The organism is Phycicoccus sp. DTK01 (assembly GCF_017312765.1).
In the GTDB taxonomy this organism is placed as follows: domain Bacteria; phylum Actinomycetota; class Actinomycetes; order Actinomycetales; family Dermatophilaceae; genus Phycicoccus; species Phycicoccus jejuensis.
This window is the reverse complement of sequence record NZ_BOPU01000003.1, coordinates 273,385-299,408: the sequence shown is the minus strand read 5'-3', so window position 1 is coordinate 299,408 and position 26,024 is coordinate 273,385. Positions and strand designations below refer to the sequence as shown.

Genomic DNA, 26,024 nt, shown 5'->3' with positions numbered 1-26,024 from the left:
CCGCACTTCTTGCGACTTCCGCCGCTCGACACACCGTCGGACGGCGTGTCGAGCGGCGGAAGTCGCAATCAGTCGGGAGGTGCCGGCGCGTCGAGGTGATGTCCGACCCTGTCGTGGTCGGGTTTCACCTCCACCCGCTCAGCCGGCGTCGACGAGGTGGCCGTCGGCGATCTCGACCACGCGGTCGGCCACGGCGAGCAGGGCGGGGTCGTGCGTCGTCACCAGCGTCGTCATCGTCCGCTCCTTCGCGAGGCGCGCGATGAGCCGCATGATGTCGCGACCGGTCTCGGAGTCGAGCTGACCGGTCGGCTCGTCGGCGAGGAGCAGCCCGGGCTCCGCCACGAGCGCCCGCGCGAGGCCGACGCGCTGCTGCTGGCCGCCGGACAGCTCGTCCGGGCGGTGCTCGGTGTGCCCGCCGAGGCCGACGTGCTCGAGCGCCTCGGTGACGCGGCGCTCGCGCTCGGCGGGGTCGACCGCGCGCAGCCGCAGGGGGACGCCGACGTTCTCGCGGGCGGTGAGCACCGGCACGAGGCCGAAGGACTGGAACACGTACGACACGGGCCCGCGGCGCAGCGCGAGGAGGTCGGCGTCGGTCATCGTCGTCACCTCGAGGTCGCCGAGGTGCACCGTGCCGGCGTCCGGCCGGTCGAGCCCGCCGATGACGTTGAGCAGGCTCGTCTTGCCCGAGCCCGATCGGCCCCGCAGCGCCACGAGCTCACCGGGCGCGACGTCGAGCGAGACCCCGCGCAGCGCGTGGACGGCCGTCTCCCCCGACCCGAACGTGCGGTGCACCTCGCGCACCCGCAGCGGCTCCCCGGTCATGCCTGCTCCTCGTCGTCGCTGGTCGGTCGCACCGCGATGTGGTCCGGCTCGAGCCCGAGCCGCACGCGGTCACGCATCCCGAGGGCGCCGGTGAAGGCGGCGGGCAGCTGCAGGCGCCCCGCGCGGTCGAGCACCGCGAACTCCTCGACGACCCGGCCGGTCTCGCCGTCCGCGCCGACGGCGTCGCGCCGCAGCACCTCCGTGGCCGTGCGGCCGTCGCGGATGCCGACGGTGCGAGACACCTGCTCGCTGACGTGCGCGTCGTGGGTGACGACGAGGGTGGTCGTCCCGAGCTCGGTGTTGGCGCGGCGGATGGCCTCGAAGACCTCGTCGCTGCTGCGGGTGTCGAGCTCGCCGGTGGGCTCGTCGGCGAGCAGGACGCTCGGCCGGTTGGCGACGGCCACCCCGAGCGCGACCCGCTGCTGCTGGCCGCCCGACAGCTCACCGGGCCGCCGGTCGGCGCACTCGGGGATGCCGAGGACGCCGAGGGTCTCGCGGGCCCGGCGGGCGCGCTCCCCCGACCGGACGCCGGCGAGCATCATCGGCAGCTCGACGTTCTCGGCGGCGCTCAGGTAGGGCAGCAGGTTGGCGGCGGCCTGCTGGAAGAGGAAGCCGACCGTCCGCCGCCGGTACTCCAGCCGCTCGCGCCGCTGCATCGCACCGAGGTCGTGCCCCGCGACCCGGGCCACGCCGGCACTCGGCCGGTCCAGCCCCGAGAGGATGCCGAGCAGGGTCGACTTGCCCGACCCCGACGCGCCGACGAGGGCGACGAGCTCGCCCCGGGTCACCCGCAGGTCGAGGCCCTGCAGGGCGACGACCTCGATGCCCTCGGCCCGGTAGATGCGGACGAGGTTCTCGCAGAGGATGTCCGGGCCGTCCGGGCGGCCGGAGTCGCGGCGGCGGCGGGGCGTGGTGGTCGTGGTCATGCCGTGTCTCCCGTGCGCAGGTGGTCGGCGAGGTGGCCGCGGCGGGCCGCCGCGGCGTCGAGGACGAGGGCGAGCGCCCCCAGGACGAGGACGAGCAGCGCGGCGCCCGCGGCGGCCGGGAGGCTGGGGTCGACCGGCGGGAACGGCGCGGAGCCCGTGAACGGCGCGAGGTCGACCGCCGGACCCACGAGGGCGGGCGCGAGGGCGCCGGCGGCCGCCCCCGCCAGGGCCGCGACGGCGACGACCGGGAGGACCTCGGTCCAGGCCAGGCGCCGCTCGAGCCCGTGCGGCAGGCCCATCGTCCGCAGCCGGACGACGAGGGCCGCGCGGTCGGGACGCGTGGCGACGAGGAGGAGCGCGAGGGCGAGCAACGTGAGGACCCCCGCGAGGACGGCACCCACGGAGTAGGTGAGCGCCACGAGCCGGGAGAGCGCGCGGTCGGCGACGCGGTCCTGCGCGGCGAGGACCGAGTCGACGGAACCGACCCGGCCGCTCGGGGTCGCCGCCCCGGGGTCGCGCAGGCCGGTCAAGGCTCGTGCGGCGGGCGCGTCGGCCGCGACGAAGGCGGTCTGCGGGGTCGCCGCCGGCGCCAGGGCGGTCAGCCGGTCGAGCGGCACGAGCACCGCCGGGACCTGACGACCGGCCTCGAGGCGGACCAGGCCAGGGTCGACCACGGTGCGACCCAACGGGATCCGCTCGCCGCGCACCACCACCTCGGCACCGTCGCCGGCGTCGACCCCGGGGCCCACCACGGCGACGAGCCCCTGACCGGACGCTGCGGGCGGGCCCTGCACGGCCAGCGGCGTGCCGGCGACGAGGTCGGCGTAGGCGCCCGGGTCGGTGGCCACGAGGACGACCGGCGTGGCCCGGCTCCCGGACGAGACGGTGGCGTCCGCGACGTAGGCCGCCACGACACCCCGGACCCCCGGACGCGCGGCGAGCGCCCGCACGTCGTCGTCGCCGACCCGGACCGCGTCGACCCGCACGTCCGCCCCCACCTGCCGCTGGGCGGAGACCTCGCGCTGGTCCTGCACCGCGAGGGTGAGCGACGCCAGCAGGGCGAGCATCGCCGCGCCGACGACGACCGCGAGGACGGGCAGCGTGGCACTGGCCCCGGTGCGCGCCGCCCGCGCGAGCCCGACGAACGTCACGAGTCCCCTTCTGCGTGAGGCGAACCGGGCAAGCGCGCGCAGCGGGGCGGGCAGCAGGCGGAGGACGAGGAGCGCGGCGACCGCGGCGGCGAGGTCGGGGGCGAGCGCGGCCCACCAGTCGGTCGTCCCCGCCGCGATCTCCGCGCCCCGACGGCGGACCGTCGCGACGGCGGCCAGCGCGAGGGCCAGGACCGCGAGCTCGGCGACCACCCGCCGGGCCGCGCGCACGAGCCGTCGCCGGCGGACCGACTCCTCGGACGAGTCGTCGCGCTCGACGGCGCCGACCCGCAGGAGGACCGCCACCGACCCGGCGAGCACGGGGACGAGCGAGACGGCGACCACCTCGAGCCACGAGCCGGCGCCGAGCCGCCCGGGGACGAGGAGCACCGCGAGGACGGCCCCGAGCCCGGCGGCGACGAGCGCGGGCAGGGCGCTGCCCGCGACGACCTGTCCGACCACCTGGCCCACGGTCCCCCCACGCGCCCGCACGAGGGCGACCTCGGGTCCGCGCCGTGCCACGGCGACGACCGCGGTGAGCGCGAGGACGAGCACGGCCAGCGCGGTGAGGCCCGCCGTGGCGAAGGTCGTCATCACGTCGGTCGCCCGGACCGAGGCCTCGTAGTCGTCGAGCACGGAGGCGAGCCCGGTGGAGACCTCGAGGGGCGAGAGGCCCGGGCGGTCGAGGCGGGAGTCGGTGTCGAGGCGGACGAGGGCGTCACGCAGCGGGGCGACGTCGGCGGCGCGCAGCCGGGCGGCGTCGAGGGGGTAGCGCCACGACGCCGCGAGCACGGTCGAGTCGCCGGCGAGGACCACGCCGGGGACGGGCCGGGCCATCCCGTCGGACACCGCCCCGTAGGAGGAGGCGTCCGCGACGACGGCGCCCTCGGTGACGACGCCGCCCTGCAGGGTCTCGATCCGCGCGAGGCCGGTCATCCGCGGCTCGGCCTGCCAGAAGCCGTCGGTCGGGTCGACGGGGTCGAAGGTGCCGGTGACGACGACGGCGAGGGGCAGCAACCGGTCTCCGGGCTGCACGACGAGCCGGTCGCCGGTGCGGACACCCCAGAAGCGGGCGGTCGCGTCGGCGAGCGCGACCGGGACCTCGGCCGTCACGTGGCCGCGCAGGACGGGCGCGAGGGAGCGCGTACCGCTCGGGGCGCCGGGGGCGGCACCCGAGGTCCACCGGACGTGGGCGTCGAGCCCGCTCTGCACCCGGACGACGGCCCGCGAGCCGTCGGGGCGCAGCGTGGCCCCGTCGGTGCGGGTCAGCGTGGTCGAGCCGCTCTGCGCCGCCCACGTGGGGTCGGCGAGGAGGCGCCCGACCGTGGGTCCGAGGACGCTGCGGACGGCCTCGTCCACCGCGGTGAAGGGCGCCGCCGGACCGTCACCGGGTGTCTCCGAGGGGGACGGGACGTCGGAGGAGGGAGCGGCGGCGGCCCGCACCCCGACCTCCCGCGCCTGGGCCCGGGCGGCCGCGACGGTGTCACCCACGGCGTCGTCCGTGGCCACCGAGACGGCCCGGGGGGTGGCGACGAGGTAGGCGGCCGTGAGTGCGGCCAGCAGCGCGAGGACGACGGCGGGGGCCCGCGAGGTCGCCAGCGCCCGGAGCGCGAGCGCGCGGGCGCCGAGGGCCGCCACACCCTCGGCGCGGCCGCCCCGGGCGGTGACGTGCCGGCCCGGTGCCGTGCGGCCGCTCACGGCGACTCCCCCCGCCGCAGCTCACCCGCGAGGTCGCGGCTGGTGCTGCGCAGCACGGCGGCGCCCACCGCCGAGAGGGCGAGGACGAGCAGGAGCACGTACCCCGCGAGCAGGCCGGCCGGCAGCTCGACGCGCACCGGCGGCACCTGCGGGTGCCCGTCGCCACCGACGAGCAGCGGCACGACGGTGACGGCCGCGACGACACCCAGCACGAGGCCCACGACGACGGTGACGGCCACGACGAGGACGCGCTCGAGGACGAGCACGGCCCGGATGCGCTCCGGCGGTGAGCCGAGTGCGAGGAGGACGGCGTTCTCGTGCCGCCGGGCCCGCCCGAGCGCCGCGGTGCTCGCCGCGAAGCCGACCCCGGCCAGCAGGACCGAGGCGAGGGTGACGAGGAGCATCGCCGAGCGCATCCCCGCGTTGACAGGATCGCGCAGGCGCTGCGCGGCCAGCTCGTCCTCCACCTCGAGGCTCGTCCCGTAGGGCAGCCCGGCGCGCACGGCGGAGGCCACCTGCACTGGGTCCGCCGGGGCGGCCCACCACTCCTGGGGCTCGAGCACGAGCCGGCTGCGGACGTCCGAGCCACCGCCGACGCGCTCGGCGGTCGCCTCGACGGTCGGCAGGTCGAGGAGGACGCCCCGCCCCGGCCGCTGCGCGGTCGGGAGCGAGTCGACGACGGCGACCACCTCGACCGGCAGCTCGCGCAGGCCGAGGGGCAGCGTCACCCGCCCGCCGAGGCCGGTCCGCAGCGCGTCCGCCACCTCGCGCGTCACGACGGCGGGGACGGCGCTCGTCCGGCCGGGCGCGGCGGCGAGCCAGAGCCCGGCACGGTCGGAGTGCGGCGCCAGCACCCGACCCAGCGGCACGTCGGTGCCGTCCGCCGCCAGCGACGTGAGCACGAGCTCGAAGGTCGGCTCCGGCACGAAGAAGTAGACGAAGTCGGGCAGCGGGACCGACAGGCCCACGACGCTCACGGGAGCGACGAGACCGAGACGGGACAGGTCCGCGGTGAGGGTGCGCTGCTCCGGGCCCACGGCGCCGAGGGGGACGGACGTGACGATGCCGCGCGCGTCCCGCACGGCGAGGGACGCCGCGAACCCCTCGGGGCCGACGGCGCTCGAGCTGCCGGTGGCGACGATCTTCGCCGTGACCGAGACCTCGCGCGGCGAGCCGGGGAGGGCGAGGCCGTCCCCGAGGTCACGCCCGGCGAGGAGGCGAGCGGTGACCTCCGCCCACGGCGCGTCGAGCGTGTCCGGCCGGGGCCGGAGGACCCGGGCCGCGGAGCGGGCGTCCATCCCGAGCACGGTGACGCCCTCGACGCTGCCGAGGTCGAGGGACGTGCGCCAGACCGGGGTGACGCGCCCCGGGTCCCCCGCGGCGCGGTCGACGAGCGCGCCGGTCGCGCCCGCGGAGGGGCCCGCGACCTGCTGGACGACCCGCAGCGGTGCGCCCGTGTCGAACGCCGACTGGTCCGCCACGGCGCGGCCGACGGTCGCCGAGTGCCCGAGAGCGATCGTGCCCATCGCGACGGCCAGCAGGACGAGGAGGAGAGTGCCACCCTGGGTGGCCGCGCGACGGGCGAACTGCCATCCGCCCCAGGCGGCGTCGAGCCCCGGGCGCCGGGCGCCCCACCGCGCGACGACCCGGGCGAGGAGCGGGAGCAGCCGCAGGGCCAGGACGGAGAGCCCGGCGACGACGAGGGCCGGAGCGATGGTCGTCACGGGGTCGACGCTGCGCTGGCCCACCGCGTCGTAGCGGCGCAGCTGGACGGCCGCCAGCGCGCCGAGCACGACGAGGACGACATCGAGGCCCGACCCCGCGGCGAGCCGCAGGCCGGACCGACGGCTGCGCGCGTCCTCGCGGGAGCGGCCGACCCAGAGCGTCGTGGCCACCGTCACGGCCACCGCGAGGAGGGCCAGCGGCACGAGGGCCCGCCAGAGGGTGGCGTCGCGCAGCACCGTCGCCGACCACCACGCCCCGCTGCCCGAGACCGCGCGCGTGACCACGGGGGCGACGAGCACTGCCCCGAGGACGCCGACCACGGCGACGACGACGGCATCACCCAGCGCCAGCCCGGCGAGCCGCCGGGTCGAGGCCCCCCGGACCCGCAGCAGCCGGGTCTCGCCGTCGCGCAGCGTGGCGAGCAGGGCGGCGGCGCCGACGAGGGCGACGCTGCCGAGGAGCACGAGGAGCACGGCCGGGGTGAGCAGCGAGACGCGCACGCGGTCGCCGACGACCGTGGCGCCGTCGACGAGCGCGGGCAGGTCGCTCGCCACCCGCGGGCTGCGCAGCGCAACCGTGGCCGGCCCGGCGCTCGCCTGCACCCCCGCGACGGTCGGCAGCCCGGTGAGGGCGCGCAGCCGGGTCAGGACGTCGTCGGCCCGGGCGCCGGCCCCGGCGAGCCCTCCGGCCCGCACGTCGCCGAGGTCGGGCACCGCCCGCCACGTGACGGTCGAGGTGCCGACGAGGGAGCCGTCGAAGGTGCCCGGGGCGACGACGAAGGGCCCGTAGGACGTGAAGTCGGACGCCACGACGCCGTCGAGCGCCAGCGGCAGGTCGCTCCACAGCCCGTCCTCGGCGTCGCGCGGCCGGAAGGTGCCGACCACCTCGGCCGTCACGCGCGGGGCCTGCGGGTCGACGAGGTCGGTCAGGTCCAGGCTCCCCCCGGGCGCGACGGCCAGGGCCGTGGCGGCCGCGTCGGGCAGCACGACCTCGACCCGCCGGGGGGCGGCCGACGACGTGGCGGGCCGCTGCGGCCAGCGTCCCGCGGTCAGCTCGGCGGCCTGCCGGAGCCCCTCGACGTCGGCGAGGGCGGCCCGGTCGCCCGAGCCGCGCCCGGCGATGCCCCGCGAGGTCGCGGTGCCGACCCGGGTGACGGTCGCGCCGGCCAGCGGCGCGAGCGCCGCACGGACAGCGGCGTCCGTCGCGCCGAGCTCCCCCGGGCGGAGCGACCCGGTGACGACGACCGACCGGTCGACGGGCGGGACGTCGAGCGCCGAGCGCACGCCCGCGTCGGTGATCCTGGCCGAGAGCAGCTGCAGGGCCGTGACGACGACGAGGGAGGCGAGCACGGAGACCGTGATGGCGGCGACGGCCACCGGGTGGGCGCCCAGCCGGCGGCGGAGCAGCCGTGCACCACCCACGCCGAGCGCTCCTCCCGCGGGCGGACCCTCCGCCCCCGCGGCACCCTAGCCGCGGGTCAGGACCGCTCCACGCGCACGACGGACACGCTTCGGCAACGATGCCCGACCCGGTCGGCGTCCACCTCGACCCCGTCGCCCCAGGCGAGCAGGACCTCGGCGGCGCCGGCGACCGGCACGTCGGCGCCGTCCTCCCCGAGCGTCACCACGACCGCGTAGGGGTCGCCGCCGGCCGGGGCGTGGCGGCGGACGAGCCAGCGGGCGTCCTCGTCGAAGGACACCTCGACGTCGGCGAACCGCGTCGGGCCGGCCGGCAGCAGCCCCCGCCGCAGGGTCGTCAGGTCGGTGTACCAGCGCAGCATCCGCGCGTGGTCGGCGTCATCGAGCTCGCTCCAGCGCAGGACCGACCGGTCGCGGGTCGCGGGGTCCTGCGGGTCGGGCACGGCGTCGGCCGACCAGCCGTGCGAGCCGAACTCGGCCCGGCGCCCCTCGCGCACGGCGTCGGCGAGCCAGTCCTCGGCGAAGCTCGTGAAGAACTGCCACGGGGTCGAGGCGGCCCACTCCTCGCCCATGAAGAGCATCGGGGTGGTCGGGCCGAGAAGGTACAGGGCTGCGCCGGCCGCCTGCAGCGCGGGGTCAGCCACGAGAGCCGAGATGCGTTCGCCCGTGGCCCGGTTGCCGACCTGGTCGTGGGTCTGCAGGTACCCGAGCAGGCGCCGGGCGTCGAGGTGCTCGCGGTCGACGGGAGCGCCCCAGGGGCGGTCGCGGAAGGACGAGAAGGTCCCGTCGTGGAGGAAGCCGCGGGTCAGCACCTTGGCCAGCACCGCGAGCGGGCCCTCCTCGCCACTGCCCGGGGTGCCGCCGAAGTCGGCGTAGTAGCCCTGGGTCTCGCCGGTCAGCGCCACGTGGAGGGCGTGGTGGACGTCGTCGTCCCACTGCGCCGTCATCCCGCGCCCGCCGTCGGCGGTGGGCCTGACCATCGAGGTGTCGTTGAGGTCGGACTCGGCGACGAGCTCGAGCGGGCGGCCGAGCTCCTCCGCGAGCGCGGCGACGGCGTCCGAGAGCTCGGCGAGGTAGTGCCGCGGCGAGTCGTCCTTGAGCTCGTGGACGGCGTCGAGGCGCAGCGCGTCGACGTGGAGGTCGCGGAACCAGCGCAGCGCGTTGCCGACGAGGAAGCGGCGGACCTGCGCGGAGCCCTCGTGGTCGAGGTTGACCGCCGCGCCCCACGGCGTGTGGTGGGCCTCGGTGAAGTACGGCCCGAAGCGCGCGAGGTAGTTGCCGCTCGCCCCGAGGTGGTTGTGCACGACGTCGAGGCAGACCCCGAGGCCGCGCGCGTGGCAGGCGTCGACGAACCGCGCGAAGGCGTGCGGGCCGCCGTACGCGTCCTGGACGGCGTAGAGGCCGACGCCGTCGTAGCCCCAGCCGCGGTCGGTCGGGAAGGCCGCGACGGGCATCACCTCGACGACGTCGACCCCGAGGGCGACGAGGTGGTCGAGGCGGTCCACGGCGGCGTCGAAGGTGCCCTCGGCCGTGAAGGTGCCGACGTGCAGCTCGTAGACGACGCCCCCGAGGACGCCGGCACCGTCGCGCGGGCCGCGCCAGGCGGAGTCGGTCCACGGGAAGGACGCCGGGTCGACCGTGCGGCTGCGGCCGTGCACGCTCTCGGGCTGCCACGCGCTGCGCGGGTCCGGGAGCGCGGGCTCCTCGCCGTCGAGGACGAACGCGTAGTCGAGCTCGCCGCTGCCGGACGGCGGCGTCCAGCGCCACCACCCGTCGTCGGCGGCCTCCATCGGCTCCCGCCGCCGCTCGGCCTCCACCCGTGCGTCTTCCGACGAATGTGTCGATTCCTGCACACCGGACCCCTCGTCCGCGTGTGCATCTTTCGACACATTCGTCGGTTCCTGCACACCGTCCGACCCGGGGACCGGGGACCACTCGATGTCGACGCGGGTCGCGCTCGGCGCCCACACCTCGATGACGTGCTCGCTCACGACGGGTGTCCCTCCGCGGTGTCGTCGTCGGCGCCGGCGTCCTCCACGCCAGCGTCATCGGCCTCGGCCTCCGGGTCCTGCCGGACGAGCAGGGCGACCGGACGGTCGGCGAGCAGCCCCTCGAGCGGCGCGGCTCCGGCGGCCACGGGACGGCCCGACAGCACCTCGGTCCACTCCCCCGCCGGCACCTCGAGCGCGGCGTCGCCGAACCCGCCGGCGTCGGCGAGCCGGCCCGCGGCGCGGGTGACGACGACGAGCACGCGGGCGCCGTCGGCGTCGCCGCGGGCGAAGGCCAGCGCGTGCTCGCTGCCGGTGTCGACCGGCTCGTACGTGGCGTCCGGCCCGACGAACGCCTCCGGGTGCTCGCGCCGCAGCCGCAGCGCGAGCGCGGTGAGGCGCATCTTGTCGTCGTCGAGGTCGAAGCAGGGCTCGTCGTCGTCGACCCGCGCGAGCCGCTCGGCGCGGTCGGACCAGTCGACGGGCCGACGGTTGTCGGGGTCGACGAGCGCGAGCATCCCGATCTCGCAGCCCTGGTAGACGTCCGGGACACCGGGCATCGTCAGCTGGACGAGCTTCTGCCCGAGGATGTTCGCGCGCACCGAGGCCTCGTGCGGCCCGGTCCACGCGTCGAGGTGCTCGTGCACGGCGAGGTCGCGCCCGACGGCCCGCGCGAACGCGACGACCTCCGACTCGTAGTCCTCGTCGCCGTCGACCCAGGCGGTGTGGACCTTGGACTCGCGCACCGCCTTGAGGAGGTACTCCTCGAGGCGCGCCCCGCTGACCGGCCACGTCCCGACGAGCGTCTGCCACACGAGGTACTCGGTCGGGGCGTCGACGCGCTCGGTGCGGTACTGCGCCGCGAGCTCGCGGGCGTGGGCGAGCCACTGCTCCCAGCCGCGGGCGTCCTCGGCGAGGACCATGAGACGGGCCCGGGTGTCCTCGGAACGCTTCGTGTCGTGCGTGGTCAGCGTCGTCATCGACGTCGGCCACTCGGCCTGCTGCCGGGCGCACCACGCGTGGAAGGCGTCGACGTCGGAGGCGAGGACCTCGGGGTGGCCGCCGACCTCGTTGGCCCCCGAGAGCCGGAACCACCGGTAGAACGCGGTGTCCTCGATGCCCTTGGCCATGACCGGCCCGCAGGTCTGCTGGAAGCGCACGCGCAGCTCGTCGGCGACCCGGCCGGTGTCGGGGGCGGCCTCGGGGACCTCGCGGTCGAGCACCAGGCGCACGACGAGGTCGAGCGCGTCCTCGTCGCTCGGCGCGAGGATGCCCCGCGCGCGGGCGGCGGCGTCGTCGACGACCGCGGCCTGCTCGGGGTCGACACCCCGACCGGGCACGACGTAGGCGCGGTAGCGGTCCATCGAGACGAGCAGCGCCTCGAGGGCACGGCGGACGGCGACGGCGTCCGCGTCCGGGACGACCCGGCGCGCCAGGCGCATCAGCCGGTCGACCTCGGCGGCCTGGACGTCGTCCACCACGAGCCGCTTGCTCTCCTGGACGACCCCTTCGAGGGACTCCTCCCCCGGGGCGACCTCGGCCCACAGGCGGTCGAGCGTGCCGGTCTCGTCGGCCGGCGTGAGCACCTGCTGGACGCGCAGCAGCGCGTCGTAGCCGGTCGTGCCGGCGCAGCGCCACGCGTCGGGCAGCCGCTCCTCGCCCTCGAGGATCTTCTCGACGACGACCCACGCGTCGCCGGTGGCGTCGGCGAGCCGCTCGAGGTAGCCGCCGGGGTCGGCGAGGCCGTCCGGGTGGTCGATGCGGAAGCCGTCGACCTGGCCGTGCCCGTGCAGCGCGAGCAGCAGGGCGTGCGTCGCGGTGAAGACGACGGGGTCCTCGACGCGGACGGCGACGAGCGTCGTCACGTCGAAGAAGCGCCGGTAGTTGAGGGCGTCGCCCTCGCGCCAGCTCGAGAGCCGGTAGGCCTGCGCCTCGACGAGCTCGGCGAGCGGGAGCTCCTCGGTGCCGGGCGCGACCGGGAACTCGTGGTCGTAGTAGCGCAGCACCGGGTCGGCCCCGCCCGGGCCGCCGTCCGCGGCGAGGACGAGCTCACCACGGTCGAGGACCTGCTCGAGCGACGCGCCGAGCACGGGCATGAGGATGCGGTCGTCCTCGGCGACCCAGTCGACGTCGAACCAGCCGGCGTACGGCGAGCGTCGGCCCTCGCGCAGGAGCGACCAGAACGGCGCGTTGAGGTGCTCCGGCGAGGGCACGGCCATGTGGTTCGGGACGACGTCGACGACGACGCCGAGCCCGGCCCCACGGCACGCCGCGACGAGCCGGTCGAACGCCTCGCGCCCGCCCGCCTCCTCGCTGATCCGCGTGTGGTCGAGCACGTCGTAGCCGTGCATCGACCCCGGCGCGGGCTGGAGGATGGGCGAGAGGTAGACGTGCGAGACGCCGAGCGAGGCCAGGTACGGGACCTGCGCCGCGGCGTCGTCGAAGCCGAACCCGCCGTGGACCTGGAGCCGGTAGGTCGCCGTCGGGACGACGCGGGAGGGGTCGGGGCGGTGGGCCACCACGGGTCAGACCCTCGTCGCGCCGGCCGCTCCCGCCGCGGGGGTGAGCACCTCGCGGGGGTCGCGCAGGACGATGACCGAGCGCGCCGAGACCGTGACCGTCGAGCCCGCGTCGTGCCACTCGGGCTCGACGCTGTCGGCGGCGGTGTCGATCTCGGTACACCAGCGCTCGCCCCACTCGTCGCCGGGCAGCACGAACTCGTGGTCCTCGTGGTCGGCGTTGAACAGGACGAGGAAGTCGTCGTCGACGACCGGTCGGCCGCGCAGGTCCGGGCTGGGGATGGCCTCGCCGTTGAGGAAGACGGTCATCATCCGCGCCTCGCCGTCGCTCCAGTCGCCGTCGCCCATGCGCTGACCGCTCGGCTGGAACCACGCGATGTCGCCGAGCTCGGACTGGCCGCCGTGGTCGGCGCTGCCGGCGAAGAAGCGGCGCCGGCGGAAGACCGGGTGCTCGCTGCGCAGCTTCGCGACCGCGCTCGTGAAGGCGAAGAGGTCGCGCTGCTCGTCGTCGAGGTCCCAGTCGACCCACGAGAGCTCGTTGTCCTGGCAGTAGACGTTGTTGTTGCCCTGCTGGGTGCGGCCGATCTCGTCGCCGTGCGCGATCATCGGCACGCCCTGGCTGAGCAGGAGGGTCGCGAGGAAGTTGCGCTGCTGGCGGCGGCGCAGGGCGCGCACCTCCGGGTCGTCGGTCTCGCCCTCGACGCCGCAGTTCCAGGAGCGGTTGTGGCTCTCGCCGTCGCGGCCGTCCTCGCCGTTGGCCTCGTTGTGCTTCTCGTTGTAGGACACCAGGTCCCGCAGCGTGAAGCCGTCGTGGGCGATGACGAAGTTGATGCTCGCGATCGGCTTGCGGCCGTTGTGCTCGTAGAGGTCGCTCGAACCGGTGAGGCGCGAGGCGAACTCGCCGAGCGAGCCCGGCTCCCCGCGCCAGAAGTCGCGGACGGTGTCGCGGTACTTGCCGTTCCACTCGGTCCACAGGGGCGGGAAGCCGCCGACCTGGTAGCCCCCGTCGCCGACGTCCCAGGGCTCGGCGATGAGCTTGACCTGGCTGATCACCGGGTCCTGCTGGATGAGGTCGAAGAAGGCCGAGAGCTTGTCGACCTCGTGGAACTGGCGCGCCAGCGTCGCCGCGAGGTCGAACCGGAAGCCGTCGACGTGCATCTCGGTGACCCAGTAGCGCAGGCTGTCCATGATCAGCTGGAGCACGTGCGGGTGGCGCATGAGCAGGCTGTTGCCGGTGCCCGTCGTGTCGTAGTAGTGCTCCTTGGCGTCGTCGACGAGCCGGTAGTACGCGGCGTTGTCGATGCCCTTGAAGCTGATCGTCGGGCCCATCTCGTTGCCCTCGGCGGTGTGGTTGTAGACGACGTCGAGGATGACCTCGATGTTCGCCTCGTGCAGCGCCTTGACCATCGCCTTGAACTCGGTGACCTGCTCGCCGCGGTCGGCGCGCGCGTACGCGTTGTGCGGCGCGAGGAAGCCGATCGTGTTGTAGCCCCAGTAGTTCGTCAGGCCCTTGGCCTGCAGGGAGGTGTCCTGGACGAACTGGTGCACCGGCATGAGCTCGATGGCCGTCACGCCGAGCTTCGTCAGGTGCTCGACGATCGCCGGGTGGCCCAGGGCCGCGTAGGTGCCGCGGATCTCCTCGGGGATCTCGGGGTGGGTCATCGTCAGGCCCCGCACGTGCGCCTCGTAGATGACGCTCTCGTGGTACTCGTGACGCGGCGGGCGGTCGTGGCCCCAGTCGAAGTACGGGTTGATGACGACGCCGAGCATCGTCTTGCCGAGGCTGTCGTCGGTGTTGCGGACCTCGGGGTCGTCGAAGTCGTAGCTGAACAGGGCGGGGTCGTTCTCGACCTGGCCCTCGACGGCCTTCGCGTAGGGGTCGAGGAGGAGCTTGCTCGGGTCGCAGCGGTGCCCGTTCTCGGGCTCGTACGGGCCGTGGACGCGGTAGCCGTAGCGCTGCCCCGGCTGGATCGCCGGCAGGTAGCCGTGCCAGACGAAGCCGTCGACCTCCGGCAGGTCGATGCGGGTCTCGGCGCCGTCGTCGTCGATGAGGCAGAGCTCGACACGCTCGGCGACCTCGCTGAACAGCGCGAAGTTCACGCCGGAGCCGTCGTAGGTGGCGCCCAGGGGGTAGGAGGTGCCGGGCCAGATCTCCACAGGTGATGCCTTTCGTGGGGTGTCGCTGCAGGGCCAGCGGCGCTGCCGGCGTCGCGCGGCCGACCGGCCGCTGCGGACTACTCAACCTACCGGTGACGTGCGACGCGACGGACCAAGCCGTCGAACCCTCGTCACGGGTCTCGGTTACTGTCGGGCCAGCCCTACCCCCCGACCCCGAGGAGCAACCCCATGTCCGACCAGCGCGTCGCCGTCGTCACCGGAGCCGCCCGCGGGATCGGTGCCGCCACCGCCGAGCGGCTGGCCCGCGACGGGTTCGCCGTGGCCGTCCTCGACCTCGACGAGGCCGCCTGCGAGGAGGTCGCCGGGCGCATCCGCGACGCCGGGGGCCGCGCGCTCGGGGTGGGCGTCGACGTCTCGGACGCGGCCGCCGTCGAGGCCGGCGTGGCGCGGGTGGCCGACGAGCTCGGCCCGCCGGTCGTCCTCGTCAACAACGCCGGCATCATCCGCGACAACCTCATCTTCAAGATGACCGAGGGCGACTGGGACTCGGTGATGGCCGTGCACCTCAAGGGCGCGTTCCTCATGACCAAGGCCTGCCAGGCGCACATGACGCAGGAGCGATACGGGCGCATCGTCAACCTCTCCTCGTCCTCGGCGCAGGGCAACCGCGGCCAGGCCAACTACTCCGCCGCCAAGGCCGGCCTCCAGGGCTTCACGAAGACCCTCGCGATCGAGCTCGGCAAGTTCGGCGTCACCGCGAACGCCGTGGCGCCCGGCTTCATCGAGACCGACATGACGCGGGCGACCGCCGAGCGGCTCAAGGTCTCGTTCGAGGACTTCCTCACCCACACGGCGTCGCAGATCCCCGTCGCGCGCGTCGGGCAGCCCGCCGACATCGCCGCGACGATCTCCTTCCTCGTCTCCGAGGAGGCCGGCTTCGTGTCCGGCCAGGTCATCTACGTCGCCGGCGGCCCCCTCGACTGACCTCTGCTCCCCACCCGTCTCCCCTTTTCGGGGTCACCCCGAAATGTCCGCGAGACCCCGGTTCCGAACCGGGGTCTCGTGGACGAACCGGGGTCTCGGCACCACCGGGCCGCCGAGACCCTGACCGGACGGACGCCACGACGCCCCCGGACCGCTGCGGTCCGGGGGCGTCGTGGTGTCAGGTGCTCAGAGGCCGAGGTCGCGGCCGATGAGCTCCTTCATGATCTCGTTCGAGCCGGCCCAGATCTTCGAGACGCGGGCGTCGCGCCAGGCGCGGGCCACGCGGTACTCGTTCATGAAGCCGTAGCCACCGTGCAGCTGGACGCACTCGTCGAGCACCTCGTTCTGCACCTGCGCCGAGAACCACTTCGCCTTCGCGGCGTCGACCGGGGTGAGCCTGCCCTCGGCGTGCGCGGCGATGCAGTCGTCGACGTAGGCCTGGGTGACCTCGAGCTTGGTCAGCAGCTCGGCCATCTTGAACTTGTTGTGCTGGAACGAGCCGACGGGCTGCCCGAACGCCTTGCGCTCCTTGGTGTACTCAACGGTCTCGCGGAAGATCTGGAAGGCGTGCGCGGTGTTGGCGACGGCGGCGCCGATGCGCTCCTGGGGCAGGCGCTGCATCATCGCGATGAAGCCCATGCCCTCCTCGCCGAGCCGGTTGGCGTCGGGGACGCGGACGTCCTCGAAGAACAGCTCGGAGGTGTCGGCCTCCTCCTGCCCGACCTTGTCGAGCTTGCGACCGCGGGTGAAGCCCTCCATCCCCTCCTCGACGACGAGCAGGGTGATGCCCTTGGCGCCCTTGGACGGGTCGGTGCGGGCCGCGACGATGACGAGGTCGGCCTGGTAGCCGTTCGTGATGAAGGTCTTGCTGCCGTTGAGGACCCAGTGGTCGCCGTCGCGCACGGCGGTGGTCTTCAGCGCCGCGAGGTCGGAGCCGCCGGAGGGCTCGGTCATCGCGATGGCGGCGATGAGCTCGCCGTTGGCCATGCCGGGCAGCCAGCGCTCCTTCTGCTCCTGCGTGCCGAGGTCGACGATGTACGGCGGGCAGACGTCGGAGTGGATGCCGAAGCAGGACGACACGGCGAAGTTGAAGCCGGCGATGACCTCGGCCGCGATCGCGTTGAAGCGGTAGTCCTCGGCCCCCATCCCGCCGAACTCCTCGGGGATGTCGAGGCCGAAGAGGCCCTGCTTGCCGGCCTCCTTCCAGATGTCGCGCTCGACGGCCTTGACCTCGAGCATCTGCTCGGCGCGCGGCTTGAGCGTGCGCTCGACGAACTCGGCGACGGAGGCGCGGAAGTCCTCGTGCTCGGCGGCGTAGACGTTGCGGGGCATGCGGCTCCTCGGCTCGGTGGGCGGACGGCGGCGGCACGCCACCGTTGACTAAGCGCTTGCTTAGTCTGACGCCGGTGCGGCATGCTGTCAACCGTGCCCGCGACCACTCCTGCGACCGAGACCGCCGTCCTCGCCGCGCTCGCGCCCGAGGGCGGGCGGCCGGGTGGCGCCACCGACGTCGGCGACACCGCGACGCGGGTGATGCTCGCCGCCGCCGACGCGTTCGCCGAGAACGGCTTCCCCGCGACGACGACGCGCGACATCGCCTCGCGGGCCGGCCTCTCCCCCGCCGGCGTCTACGTGCACTTCTCGTCCAAGGAGAAGCTGCTCTTCGAGATCAGCCGGCGCGGCCACGCCCGGGCCCGCGACCTCCTCGTCGCCGCGGCCTCCGACGCCGCCTCCCCCACCGAGGCCCTCCGCGCGATCATCGGCGGGTTCTCGCGCTGGCACGCCGAGCACCACCAGCTGGGCCGGATCGTCCAGTTCGAGTTCCGTCACCTCTCCCTCGAGCACCAGGCCGAGGTCATCGACCTGCGCAAGGAGATCGACCGGGTCGTCGCCGACGTGCTGCGCGACGGCGTCGAGTCCGGCGAGCTCGACGTCGAGGACGTCCCCACGACCGCGCTGGCCCTGCTGTCGATGGCCATCGACGTCGCCCGCTGGTACGTCCCCGGCGGCCGACGCACCCCCGAGATGGTCGAACGCACCTACGGCGACCTCGCCGTGCGCCTCGCCGGCGGGCGCCGCTGACCCCTCGCCCGCACCGGGCGCCCCGGCCGCTGCGCGGACCGGCCCTCTCCGGCCGATAGCCTGACGCGGTGACGGAGCACGGCCACGGCGGATCCCCCTCGATCGCGACCCCCGACTACTGGTGGTACGTCGCGCGGGCCGACCTGCTCGAGGTCGCCCTGCGCGACCTCGTCGACGGGGCCGACACCGCCCTCGACCTCGGCAGCGCGGACGGCCCGAGCGCCGCCTGGTTCCGGGAGGCCGTGGGGCGCACCGCCTCCCTCGACATCGACCCCCGCGGCCTCGCCGCGAACGGGGTCTGCGGCTCGGCGCTCGCCCTGCCCTTCGAGGACGCCTCCTTCGACGCCGTCGCCGCCTTCGACGTCATCGAGCACTGCGCCCCCGAGGCCGACGCGCTCGCCGAGGTGCGCCGCGTCCTGCGGCCGGGCGGGCGCTTCCTCATGTCGGTGCCGGCCTACACCTGGGCGTGGTCGGACTTCGACGTCGCCAACGGCCACCACCGCCGCTACACGAGACGGCGCGCGGTCGCGTCCCTCGAGCGGTCCGGCTTCCGGGTCGAGCGCGCGACGTACGGCTTCGGCACCGTCTTCCCCCTCTTCGTCGCCGAGCGCGCGGCCCGCAAGGTGGCGGGCCGCACCGCGGACGGCGCCGCCGACATCGTCGAGGTCCCGCAGGTCCCGCGGCCGCTCAACGCGACGCTGCGCGCGATGTGCCGAGTCGACCGAGCGCTCCTGCGGCGGACCGACCTCCCCTTCGGCTCGTCGGTCTTCGTCGGGGCGACGCGGGTCGGCTGACCGCGCCCCCGCCGGGCTCAGCCGTCGAGCGGCCCGCCGGAGACGACCCGGGCGCGGACGTCGGCGGCCGTCGCCGCCAGGCCGGCGGCAAGCGGGGTCGAGGCGAGGACGTCGACCTCGGGCCACGTCACCGACGCCAGGCGCAGGTCGAGGACCTGCCCGGCCCCGCCCGGCGCCATCGCCGTGCGGACCGGCCGGTGGAAGACCCGCCGGGCCTCCGAGACGAGGTGGCCGACGGTGACCGGACGCCCGGAGGCGACGACCTTGGGGACGAGCACGCCGGGCGCCTCCGCCCGGACCAGGTCGGCGCAGCGCCGGAGCATCTGCGCGACGTCGGCGACGTAGACGTAGTCGCGGATCGTGTCGAGCGAGACGAAGACCGGCAGCGGGCGGGTCATCGCGTGCGCGAGGCACAGCTGGGACAGCAGCCCCTGCGGCTTGCCCAGCGTCTGGCCGGGTCCGTAGACGTTGGCCAGCCGGGCGGCGACGGCCCGGCTGCCGGTGCGGGCGACCGCGGCGGCCAGCGCCTCCTCCATCGCCAGCTTGGTGCGGCCGTAGGGCACGAGCGGGGCGGGCGGGGTGGCCTCCGTGAACGGCGGCGCCCCGGACCCGGCGTAGAGGCCGCCGGCCGACGACGCGAGGACGACGACCCCGTCGCCGTCCGGGTCCTCGGGCAGGAGCGCGCAGAAGCGCTCGAAGACGCGCAGCTCGGCGGCGAGGGCGTCCGCGCCGGTGGCCACCACCCCGGCCCCGGCGCACCACGCGAGCACCCAGGGACCCCCGTCGGCACGCCGGACATAATCGTCGAGGTCGTGGCGCAGCACCTCGAGCGAGCGCTCCTCGTCGGCCCACGGGACCCGCGAGGTGGCCACCTCGTGGCCGGCCGCGCGCAGGGCGCCGACGAGATGGCGCCCGACCAGCCCGCCGGAGCCGACCACCCAGGCACGCGGCGGCCCGGACGGGCCCGGGCTCACGCCTGGTCCCGCCCGAGCGGGCCGTCGCGGCGGTCGCGGACCGGCAGGTACAGCGGCTTGCCCATCGCCATGTTGACCGCCATGCCGACGTACTCGGCGATCACGCCCAGCGCGAAGAGGATGGCGCCCGTCGAGGCCATGAGCAGGACCATCGTCGAGGTCCAGCCCGGCGCCTCCCAGCTGCCGGACACCCGCCCGACGACGAGCACGAGCGCGACGAGCGGGGCGAGGACGACGGCGGCCGCGCCGGTGACGCTGACGAGGCGCAACGGGGTGGTGCCGCTGCTCAGGACGAGGCGCCAGAAGTGCGAGGCGAGGCGGCGCAGGTCGTAGCCCGAGGGGCGCCCGCCCTCCTCGCGCATCGGGACCCCCGCCGTCGTGGTGCGGCGCGCCACCCACGAGATGGCGACGTCGAGGTAGATGCCCGGCCCGGCGTACGCGGCGACCGAGCGGGCGACCTCCCCGAGGACGAGCCGGAAGCTGTTGAAGTCGGCGGCCGGGGCGCCCTTGGCCATCCGCCCGACGATCCACTTGGCCGACCGGGAGGCGAGGTTGCGGGCGGCGCCGTGCGGGGGCTGGTTCGACGGCCTGGCGTAGACGACGTCGGCCTGCTCGGACATCGCCGCGTCGAGCAGGACGCCGATGTCGGCCGGGTCGTGCTGACCGTCCTCGTCCATCGTCACGACCCACTCGCCGCCCGAGGCCGAGATACCGGCAAGCGTCGCCGCGTGCTGGCCGAAGTTGCGGCTCAGCCAGACGGCGCGCACCCAGTCGTGCTCGGCGGCCAGCTCGCGGACCACGGCGTCCGAGCCGTCCGGGCCGCAGTCGTCGACGAGCACGAGCTCGTCGACGACGTACGCGCGGCCGGCCGGTGTGGTCCCGACGCTCGTCAGCGGCTCGAGCTCCGTGACGAGCGCGGGCAGCGTCGAACGCCCTTGGTACACCGGGACGACGACCGAGATCCGGTGCGGGAGTTGCTCATCGGACGGCACGGCTGCTCCGGAGGGCTCGGGCGACACGGGTCGCGACGTCGGTCAGTCGCGGGTCAGCTTGCGGTACGTGACGCGGTGCGGACGCGCCGCGTCCTCACCGAGGCGCTCGACCTTGTTCTTCTCGTACGCCTCGAAGTTGCCCTCGAACCAGTACCAGCGCGACGGGTTCGCCTCGGTGCCCTCGTAGGCGAGGATGTGCGTCGCGACGCGGTCGAGGAACCACCGGTCGTGGCTGATGACCACGGCGCAGCCCGGGAAGTCGAGCAGCGCGTTCTCGAGCGAGCCGAGGGTCTCGACGTCGAGGTCGTTGGTCGGCTCGTCGAGGAGCAGCAGGTTGCCGCCCTCCTTGAGCGTCAGCGCCAGGTTGAGGCGGTTGCGCTCACCACCGGAGAGGACACCGGCCTTCTTCTGCTGGTCCGGGCCCTTGAAGCCGAACTGGCTGACGTAGGCGCGGCTGGGGATCTCGACCTGGCCGACGTTGATGTAGTCGTGGCCGCCGGAGACGGTCTCCCAGAGGTTCTTCGTCGGGTCGAGGCCACCGCGGCTCTGGTCGACGTAGGAGATCTTGACGGTCTCGCCGACGTCGACGCTGCCGCCGTCGGCCTCCTCGAGGCCGACGATCGTCTTGAAGAGCGTCGTCTTGCCGACGCCGTTCGGGCCGATGACCCCGACGATGCCGTTGCGCGGCAGGGTGAAGGAGAGGTCCTCGATGAGGACGCGGTCGCCGAAGCCCTTCGTGAGGTTCTTGACCTCGATGACCTTGCTGCCCAGGCGCGGCCCCGGCGGGATCTGGATCTCCTCGAAGTCGAGCTTGCGGGTGCGCTCGGCCTCGGCGGCCATCTCCTCGTAGCGGGCGAGGCGCGCCTTGGACTTGGTCTGCTTCGCCTTCGCGTTGGAACGGACCCACTCGAGCTCCTCGGCGAGGCGCTTGGCGAGCTTGGCGTCCTTCTTGCCCTGGATCGCCAGTCGGGCCTGCTTCTTCTCGAGGTAGGTCGAGTAGTTGCCCTCGTAGGGGTAGGCGCGGCCGCGGTCGAGCTCGAGGATCCACTCGGCGACGTTGTCCATGAAGTACCGGTCGTGCGTCACGGCGACGACGGCGCCGTGGTAGCTCGCGAGGTGCTGCTCGAGCCAGAGCACGGACTCGGCGTCGAGGTGGTTGGTCGGCTCGTCGAGGAGCAGCAGGTCGGGCTTCTGCAGGAGCAGCTTGCAGAGGGCGACGCGGCGGCGCTCACCACCGGAGAGGACGGTGACGTCGGCGTCCGGCGGCGGGCAGCGCAGCGCGTCCATCGCCTGCTCGAGCTGGGAGTCGAGGTCCCAGGCGTCGGCGGCGTCGATGGCCTCCTGCAGCTGCCCCATCTCGGCCATCAGCGCGTCGAAGTCGGCGTCCGGCTCGGCCATCTCGGCGGAGATCGCGTTGTAGCGGTCGACCTTCGCCTTGATCTCGCCGGCGCCCTCCTCGACGTTGCCGAGGACGGTCTTCTCCTCGTTGAGCTCGGGCTCCTGCATGAGGATGCCGACCGTGTAGCCCGGGGTCAGTCGCGCCTCGCCGTTGGACGGCTGGTCGAGGCCGGCCATGATCTTGAGGACGGACGACTTGCCGGCGCCGTTCGGTCCGACGACGCCGATCTTGGCGCCGGGCAGGAACGAGAGCGTGACGTCGTCGAGGATGACCTTGTCGCCGTGCGCCTTGCGGGCACGCGACATCACGTAGATGAACTCGGGCATGGGCCCCAGCCTAACGAGCCGGGACCCCCTGCCCGAATCCGCGGCGCCCGCCGCCGCGCCCTCAGGCGGCGTCCTCGCGGGCCGGGGGCACGAGCGGCCCGGTGTCGGCCGCCGCGGCCCGGTGCCCGTCGTCCTCGCCGACCACCTCGTAGGCGTCGCGCAGCGCGTCGCCGAACCCGCTCGCCGGCAGGGCGGGCGCGAGGTCGCCGTTGCGGGTGTAATTGGTGCTGCCCCACCGCAGGTCGTGCCCGAGGGCGTCTGCGGCGATCTCGACGACCGCGCCGGACGAGCCGTCGTCGCGCCGGAACTGGCGCACCCGCTGCCGGCCGGTGACGACGACCGGGTGCCCCTTGCGCAGCGACCGCGACGCGTTGTCGCCCATGGTGCGGTAGGCCGTGACGTCGTAGTAGCTGGGCTCGGAGTCGGTCCACCGCCCGGGCTCGGAGCGGTCCTGGTGCCGCTCGGACTGGGCGATGCGGAAGACCGTGAACGGCCCGGCGCGGCCCTGCTTGACGACGGGGTCGGCCACGAGGCGCCCCTGGACCGTCACGTGCGTCTCGTACATCGTGTGCTCCTCCCCGGGTCCCGTCCGTCGGGACCCCTCGGGACCACCCTCGGCTCCACGGTGCACGGCGACAACGGGTCGAGCACGATCTGTGGACGACGGTGATGGACGGGCGCGCCTGTGGACGACGCCGACCGAGAGGCACCGGGGCACCGAGGCCGCGAGCGGGCCGGTTCAGACCTCCGCGGCGCGGCGCAGGGCCGTGCGGGTCGCGGCGTGGCGCTCGAGCACCAGCCGCACCGGGGCGAGGACCTCGGCGTCGGCGACGCGCGCGATCGACGCGCGCAGCCGCGCGTCCATCACCGCACCCCGCCGTCGGGCCCCCACCGCCGCCAGCCACGCCGCGAGCAGCGCGAGGAGCGGCCCGAGCAGCAGGCCGCCGAAGAGCAGGAGGAACGGCACCGGCAGCGCCCCGACCCGCGGCACGTCGGGAACGACCGTGTCGAGCTGCAGCCACCCGGCGACGACGTACGCGAACAGCCACAGCAGTCCCACCAGGGCGGCCGCGGCCAGCAGCGACTGCAGGACGCCCACGACCCGCCACCAGACCGGGGGCCGGGCGTGCAGCGAGGTGCCGACGACGGCCTGGTCGAGCGCGTCACCGATCTCGGGGCCGGCCGGCGTGGCCGCGCGCTCGACGGCCTCCGACCACGGCACGGGCAGGTCGCTGCCGGCGCGGTCCGCGACCCGACGGGTGGCGAGGGCGACCGCGGCCCGGGCGGCCGGGGTCGGCGGGGGCAGCGACGAGCGGCCGAGCACGGAGCGCACGTCGGACTCGGTGACCCGCACGTCGCGGCCGTCGAGCCGCAGCCGACGCAGCGGCCGGGCCCGCAGCCGGTGCACCCAGCGGCTGAGCGGCCACCCGGTGCGGGACGCGGCCTCCATCCGGTAGTCCCGGACGACGGCGTCGACGACGGTGGGCACGCCCGCCGCCCGGGCCAGCGCCTCGAGCAGCTCGGCGCGGGTCGCGTCGTCGACCTCGGGCTCGGCGTCGGCCACGGCGCCCCCGAGGGAGCCGGCCACCGTGCGGACGTCGGCCGCGAGGCGGGCGCGGGCGGTGGCCCGGCTCGCGACGGCGTTGGCCAGCCGCTGGCGCAGCTCGTCGAGGCCCGCGCCGCTGGCCACGGAGGTCGCGAGCACCGTCGCGCCGGGCACGCCGTCTCGCTCCATGAGGCGCACGAGATCGGTGCGGCAGCGCGTGACGTCCTCGGCCGCGAGCCGGTCGGCCTGGTTGAGGACGACGACCGTCACGGCCTCGTGGGCCGCCAGCGCGGCGACGTGGTCGTCGTGGAGGCGGGCGTCGGCGTACTTCTGGGGGTCGGTGACCCAGACGAAGAGGTCGACGAGCTCGAGCACCCGGGCGGCCTCGTCGCGGTTGCTGCTCTCGCGGGAGTCGACGTCGGGGAGGTCGAGGAGCACGAGGCCCTCGAGCGTGCCGAGCTGGCCGCCGGGCCCCTCCCCCTCGACGAGGTGGCGCGAGCCGACGCCGAGCCAGTCGAGCAGCTCCCCGGCGGGCTCGTCACCCCACACGGCGGCGGTCGGGGTCGAGGTCGTGGGGCGGCGCACCCCGACGGTGGCGACGTCGGCGCCGACGATCGCGTTGAAGAGCGAGGACTTGCCGCTGCCGGTGGCGCCGGCCAGCGCGACGACCGTGTGGGCACCCGCGATGCCCGTGCGCTGCCCCACCTTGGCGACGACCTGCGCCGCCCGTGCGGACTCGGTCGCGGGCAGCTCGCGGCCACCGGCGTCGACGGCCGCCGCCAGCGCGCCGGAGGCGGCGGCGAGGCGCTCGGGCGACACCGTGGCGCCGTGCGCCCGGCCCTTGAGGAGGGGGCTCACGGGCGTGCCTTCCGCAGGCGCGCCGCAGCCGCGGCGATGGCGTCGGCCTGCCCGGCCGGCGCGGCGTGCGCGGCCAGCGCGGTGGTGAAGCGCTCGCGCTCCTGCGCGAACTGGTCGTCGGCGAGCTCGAGCAGCCGGGCGCGCGCCTTCGCCGCCATGTCGCGGACGGCCTGGTCACCGAAGATGGCCTCGAGCACGCGCTGGGCCAGCACCGACGTGCCCCCGGCGATCCCGATCTCGGCCCCGACGAGGCCACCGGTCTGCGCGAAGGCGACGAGCATGAGGAACAGCCCGATCGCGTTGACGCCGTAGGCCGCGACCCGCGCGTTGGTGCGCCGGCCCTTGCCCTCGGTGCGGACGAGCTCGAGCACCTCGCCCTGCCAGTCGCGCACGAGGCGCTCGACGGCGGAGGCGTCGCCGCCCGCGCTGGACCCGGGAGGGACGTCGGCGAGGACCGCCGGGCCGCCCGGCAACCGTCGCCAGGTGCGGGCGGTGTCGGCCTGCGCCGACTCGAGGTTGGCGAGCAGCATCGCGGCGACCCCCGTGTGCAGGGCCTCGCCCAGCCCCTCGGCCGGCGCGGTGCGGCCGGTGACGGCGGCGGTGATGCGGTCGCGCCATCGGCTGACCGTGGACTCGACCTGACGGAAGAACTCGCCCGTGCCCACGAACTCCTGCCAGCGCGCCAGCACCTCGCCGCGCAGCAGCGTGCCGTCGGTCATCCCGTCGGCGACCCGGCGGTGGCCGGCGCCGAACGCGTCGACGGCGGCGGCCTCGAGGGCGTCACGGGCGGCGTCCTGCTCGCGGCTCGCGGCCACGAGCTCGTCCGCGCGACCGGTGAGGGAGGCGACGGCGCCGCGCAGCGTCTGCGACACGACGATGTCGCGGGCCCGGGCGTCACCGGCGAGCGCCTCGAGCCAGGAGCGCAGGCGGGCGAACGACTCGGCGGGCAGGCGGCCGGCGTCGTCGAGGGGCGTCTCGGGGACCGTGAACACCGGTGCGGTCGGCAGGCCCTGGTCGCGCAGCATCGACGCGAGGTGCGGCCGGATCTCGTCGACGGCCTCCGGCGGCACCCGGTCGAGCACGACGGCGACGGCGGTGCCGCGGTCGGCCGCGGTGCGCAGCAGGTCCCACGGCACGGCGTCCGCGTAGCGCGCGGCCGTCGTGACGAACAGCCACAGGTCGGCCGCGCCGAGCAGCTGGGTCGCGAGCTCGCGGTTGGCCGAGACGACGGAGTCGATGTCGGGAGCATCCAGGAGCGCGAGACCGGGCCGCAGCGCCGGCGACGCGACGAGGCGCACCGTGCCCGGCTGGTCCTCTCCGGGGTCGTGGCCGGTCAGCCGGGCGAGGCCCGGCAGGACGCGGGCGTCCTCGAACCAACGTCCGTCGTCGGGGTGGTGGACGAGCACCGGCGAGGTCGTCGTCGGCCGGAGCACGCCGGAGCGGCTGACCGCCTCGCCCACGACGGAGTTGACGAGCGTGGACTTCCCGGCGCCCGTCGAGCCGCCGACGACGGCGAGCAGCGGGGCGTCGAGCGAGCGCAGGCGGGGCAGCACGTAGTCGTCCAGCTGGTCGAGCAGCTGCCGCCGCGTGACCTCGGCCTCGGCCCTCCCCGGGACGTCGAGCGGGAGCGTCGCTGCGTCGACAGCGGCCCGCAGCCCCTCGACGGCAGAGACCACGCCCTCCACGTCCCGGTCCGCACCCACCCTC

Annotated in this window: 17 protein-coding genes; 3 read left to right on the top strand and 14 right to left on the bottom strand. The window is 75.2% G+C overall.

Annotation, left to right across the window (positions count from 1 at the left end; all coding sequences use genetic code 11):
- Positions 1 to 138 precede the first annotated feature (138 nt).
- The 7 genes from J3473_RS08905 to glgX form a co-directional block, all read right to left on the bottom strand.
- A complete protein-coding gene (locus tag J3473_RS08905) occupies positions 139 to 822 on the bottom strand; it encodes an ABC transporter ATP-binding protein (protein WP_030527449.1) in 684 nt (227 codons plus the stop codon).
- Positions 819 to 1,748, bottom strand: coding sequence for an ABC transporter ATP-binding protein (locus tag J3473_RS08900; protein ID WP_207022785.1), 930 nt, complete (start codon positions 1,746 to 1,748; stop codon positions 819 to 821). Before J3473_RS08900 ends, J3473_RS08905 begins: the two co-directional genes overlap by 4 nt.
- Positions 1,745 to 4,594, bottom strand: a complete 2,850-nt coding sequence (locus J3473_RS08895; RefSeq protein ID WP_207022784.1) for a hypothetical protein — start codon at positions 4,592 to 4,594, stop codon at positions 1,745 to 1,747. Before J3473_RS08895 ends, J3473_RS08900 begins: the two co-directional genes overlap by 4 nt.
- Entirely contained in the window at positions 4,591 to 7,740 is a 3,150-nt protein-coding gene (locus tag J3473_RS08890; RefSeq protein WP_207022783.1) for an FtsX-like permease family protein, read from the bottom strand. Before J3473_RS08890 ends, J3473_RS08895 begins: the two co-directional genes overlap by 4 nt.
- Positions 7,741 to 7,796: 56 nt before the next feature.
- Positions 7,797 to 9,590, bottom strand: a complete 1,794-nt coding sequence (treZ, locus tag J3473_RS08885) for a malto-oligosyltrehalose trehalohydrolase (RefSeq protein WP_256437938.1) — start codon at positions 9,588 to 9,590, stop codon at positions 7,797 to 7,799.
- 134 nt (positions 9,591 to 9,724) lie between these two features.
- Positions 9,725 to 12,247 (bottom strand): malto-oligosyltrehalose synthase, encoded by a 2,523-nt coding sequence (gene treY / locus J3473_RS08880; protein WP_207022782.1) that lies wholly within the window; start codon positions 12,245 to 12,247, stop codon positions 9,725 to 9,727.
- Positions 12,248 to 12,250: 3 nt separating this feature from the next.
- On the bottom strand, positions 12,251 to 14,401 hold the full coding sequence (gene glgX / locus J3473_RS08875) for a glycogen debranching protein GlgX (RefSeq protein WP_207022781.1): 2,151 nt from the start codon (positions 14,399 to 14,401) through the stop codon (positions 12,251 to 12,253).
- Positions 14,402 to 14,590: 189 nt separating this feature from the next.
- On the opposite strand from glgX, the gene fabG reads away from it, so the two are divergent.
- Positions 14,591 to 15,346 carry a 3-oxoacyl-ACP reductase FabG gene (fabG, locus tag J3473_RS08870; protein WP_207022780.1) on the top strand — a complete coding sequence of 252 codons (756 nt, stop codon included), beginning with the start codon at positions 14,591 to 14,593 and terminating at the stop codon, positions 15,344 to 15,346.
- Positions 15,347 to 15,532: 186 nt separating this feature from the next.
- Here fabG and J3473_RS08865 read toward each other — a convergent pair whose 3' ends face one another.
- Complete coding sequence (locus J3473_RS08865) at positions 15,533 to 16,678, bottom strand: acyl-CoA dehydrogenase family protein (protein ID WP_207022779.1); 1,146 nt, start codon at positions 16,676 to 16,678, stop codon at positions 15,533 to 15,535.
- A 93-nt stretch (positions 16,679 to 16,771) separates the two neighbouring features.
- Here J3473_RS08865 and J3473_RS08860 point away from each other — a divergent pair, with 93 nt between their 5' ends.
- Positions 16,772 to 17,428: a TetR/AcrR family transcriptional regulator gene (locus tag J3473_RS08860; RefSeq protein WP_030527458.1), complete on the top strand. Its 657-nt coding sequence runs from the start codon at positions 16,772 to 16,774 to the stop codon at positions 17,426 to 17,428.
- A gap of 68 nt (positions 17,429 to 17,496) precedes the next feature.
- Positions 17,497 to 18,222: a class I SAM-dependent methyltransferase gene (locus tag J3473_RS08855; protein ID WP_207022778.1), complete on the top strand. Its 726-nt coding sequence runs from the start codon at positions 17,497 to 17,499 to the stop codon at positions 18,220 to 18,222.
- A gap of 17 nt (positions 18,223 to 18,239) precedes the next feature.
- Here the strand turns inward: J3473_RS08855 and J3473_RS08850 are convergent, their stop codons facing one another.
- The 6 genes from J3473_RS08850 to J3473_RS08825 all read right to left on the bottom strand — a co-directional run bounded on the left by J3473_RS08850 (position 18,240) and on the right by J3473_RS08825 (position 26,020).
- The gene (locus J3473_RS08850; RefSeq protein WP_207022777.1) at positions 18,240 to 19,196 is read right to left on the bottom strand and encodes an NAD-dependent epimerase/dehydratase family protein; all 957 of its coding nucleotides are present in this window, start codon (positions 19,194 to 19,196) and stop codon (positions 18,240 to 18,242) included.
- Positions 19,193 to 20,188, bottom strand: coding sequence for a glycosyltransferase family 2 protein (locus tag J3473_RS08845; protein WP_207022776.1), 996 nt, complete (start codon positions 20,186 to 20,188; stop codon positions 19,193 to 19,195). The genes J3473_RS08850 and J3473_RS08845 overlap by 4 nt, the downstream gene beginning before the upstream one ends.
- Positions 20,189 to 20,230: 42 nt before the next feature.
- The gene (gene ettA / locus J3473_RS08840) at positions 20,231 to 21,913 is read right to left on the bottom strand and encodes an energy-dependent translational throttle protein EttA (protein WP_030527462.1); all 1,683 of its coding nucleotides are present in this window, start codon (positions 21,911 to 21,913) and stop codon (positions 20,231 to 20,233) included.
- Between the two features lie 61 nt (positions 21,914 to 21,974).
- Entirely contained in the window at positions 21,975 to 22,478 is a 504-nt protein-coding gene (locus J3473_RS08835) for a single-stranded DNA-binding protein (protein WP_207022775.1), read from the bottom strand.
- Between the two features lie 174 nt (positions 22,479 to 22,652).
- Positions 22,653 to 24,317: a GTPase gene (locus J3473_RS08830; protein ID WP_207022774.1), complete on the bottom strand. Its 1,665-nt coding sequence runs from the start codon at positions 24,315 to 24,317 to the stop codon at positions 22,653 to 22,655.
- On the bottom strand, positions 24,314 to 26,020 hold the full coding sequence (locus tag J3473_RS08825; RefSeq protein WP_207022773.1) for a dynamin family protein: 1,707 nt from the start codon (positions 26,018 to 26,020) through the stop codon (positions 24,314 to 24,316). The genes J3473_RS08830 and J3473_RS08825 overlap by 4 nt, the downstream gene beginning before the upstream one ends.
- Between the last annotated feature and the right edge of the window lie 4 nt (positions 26,021 to 26,024).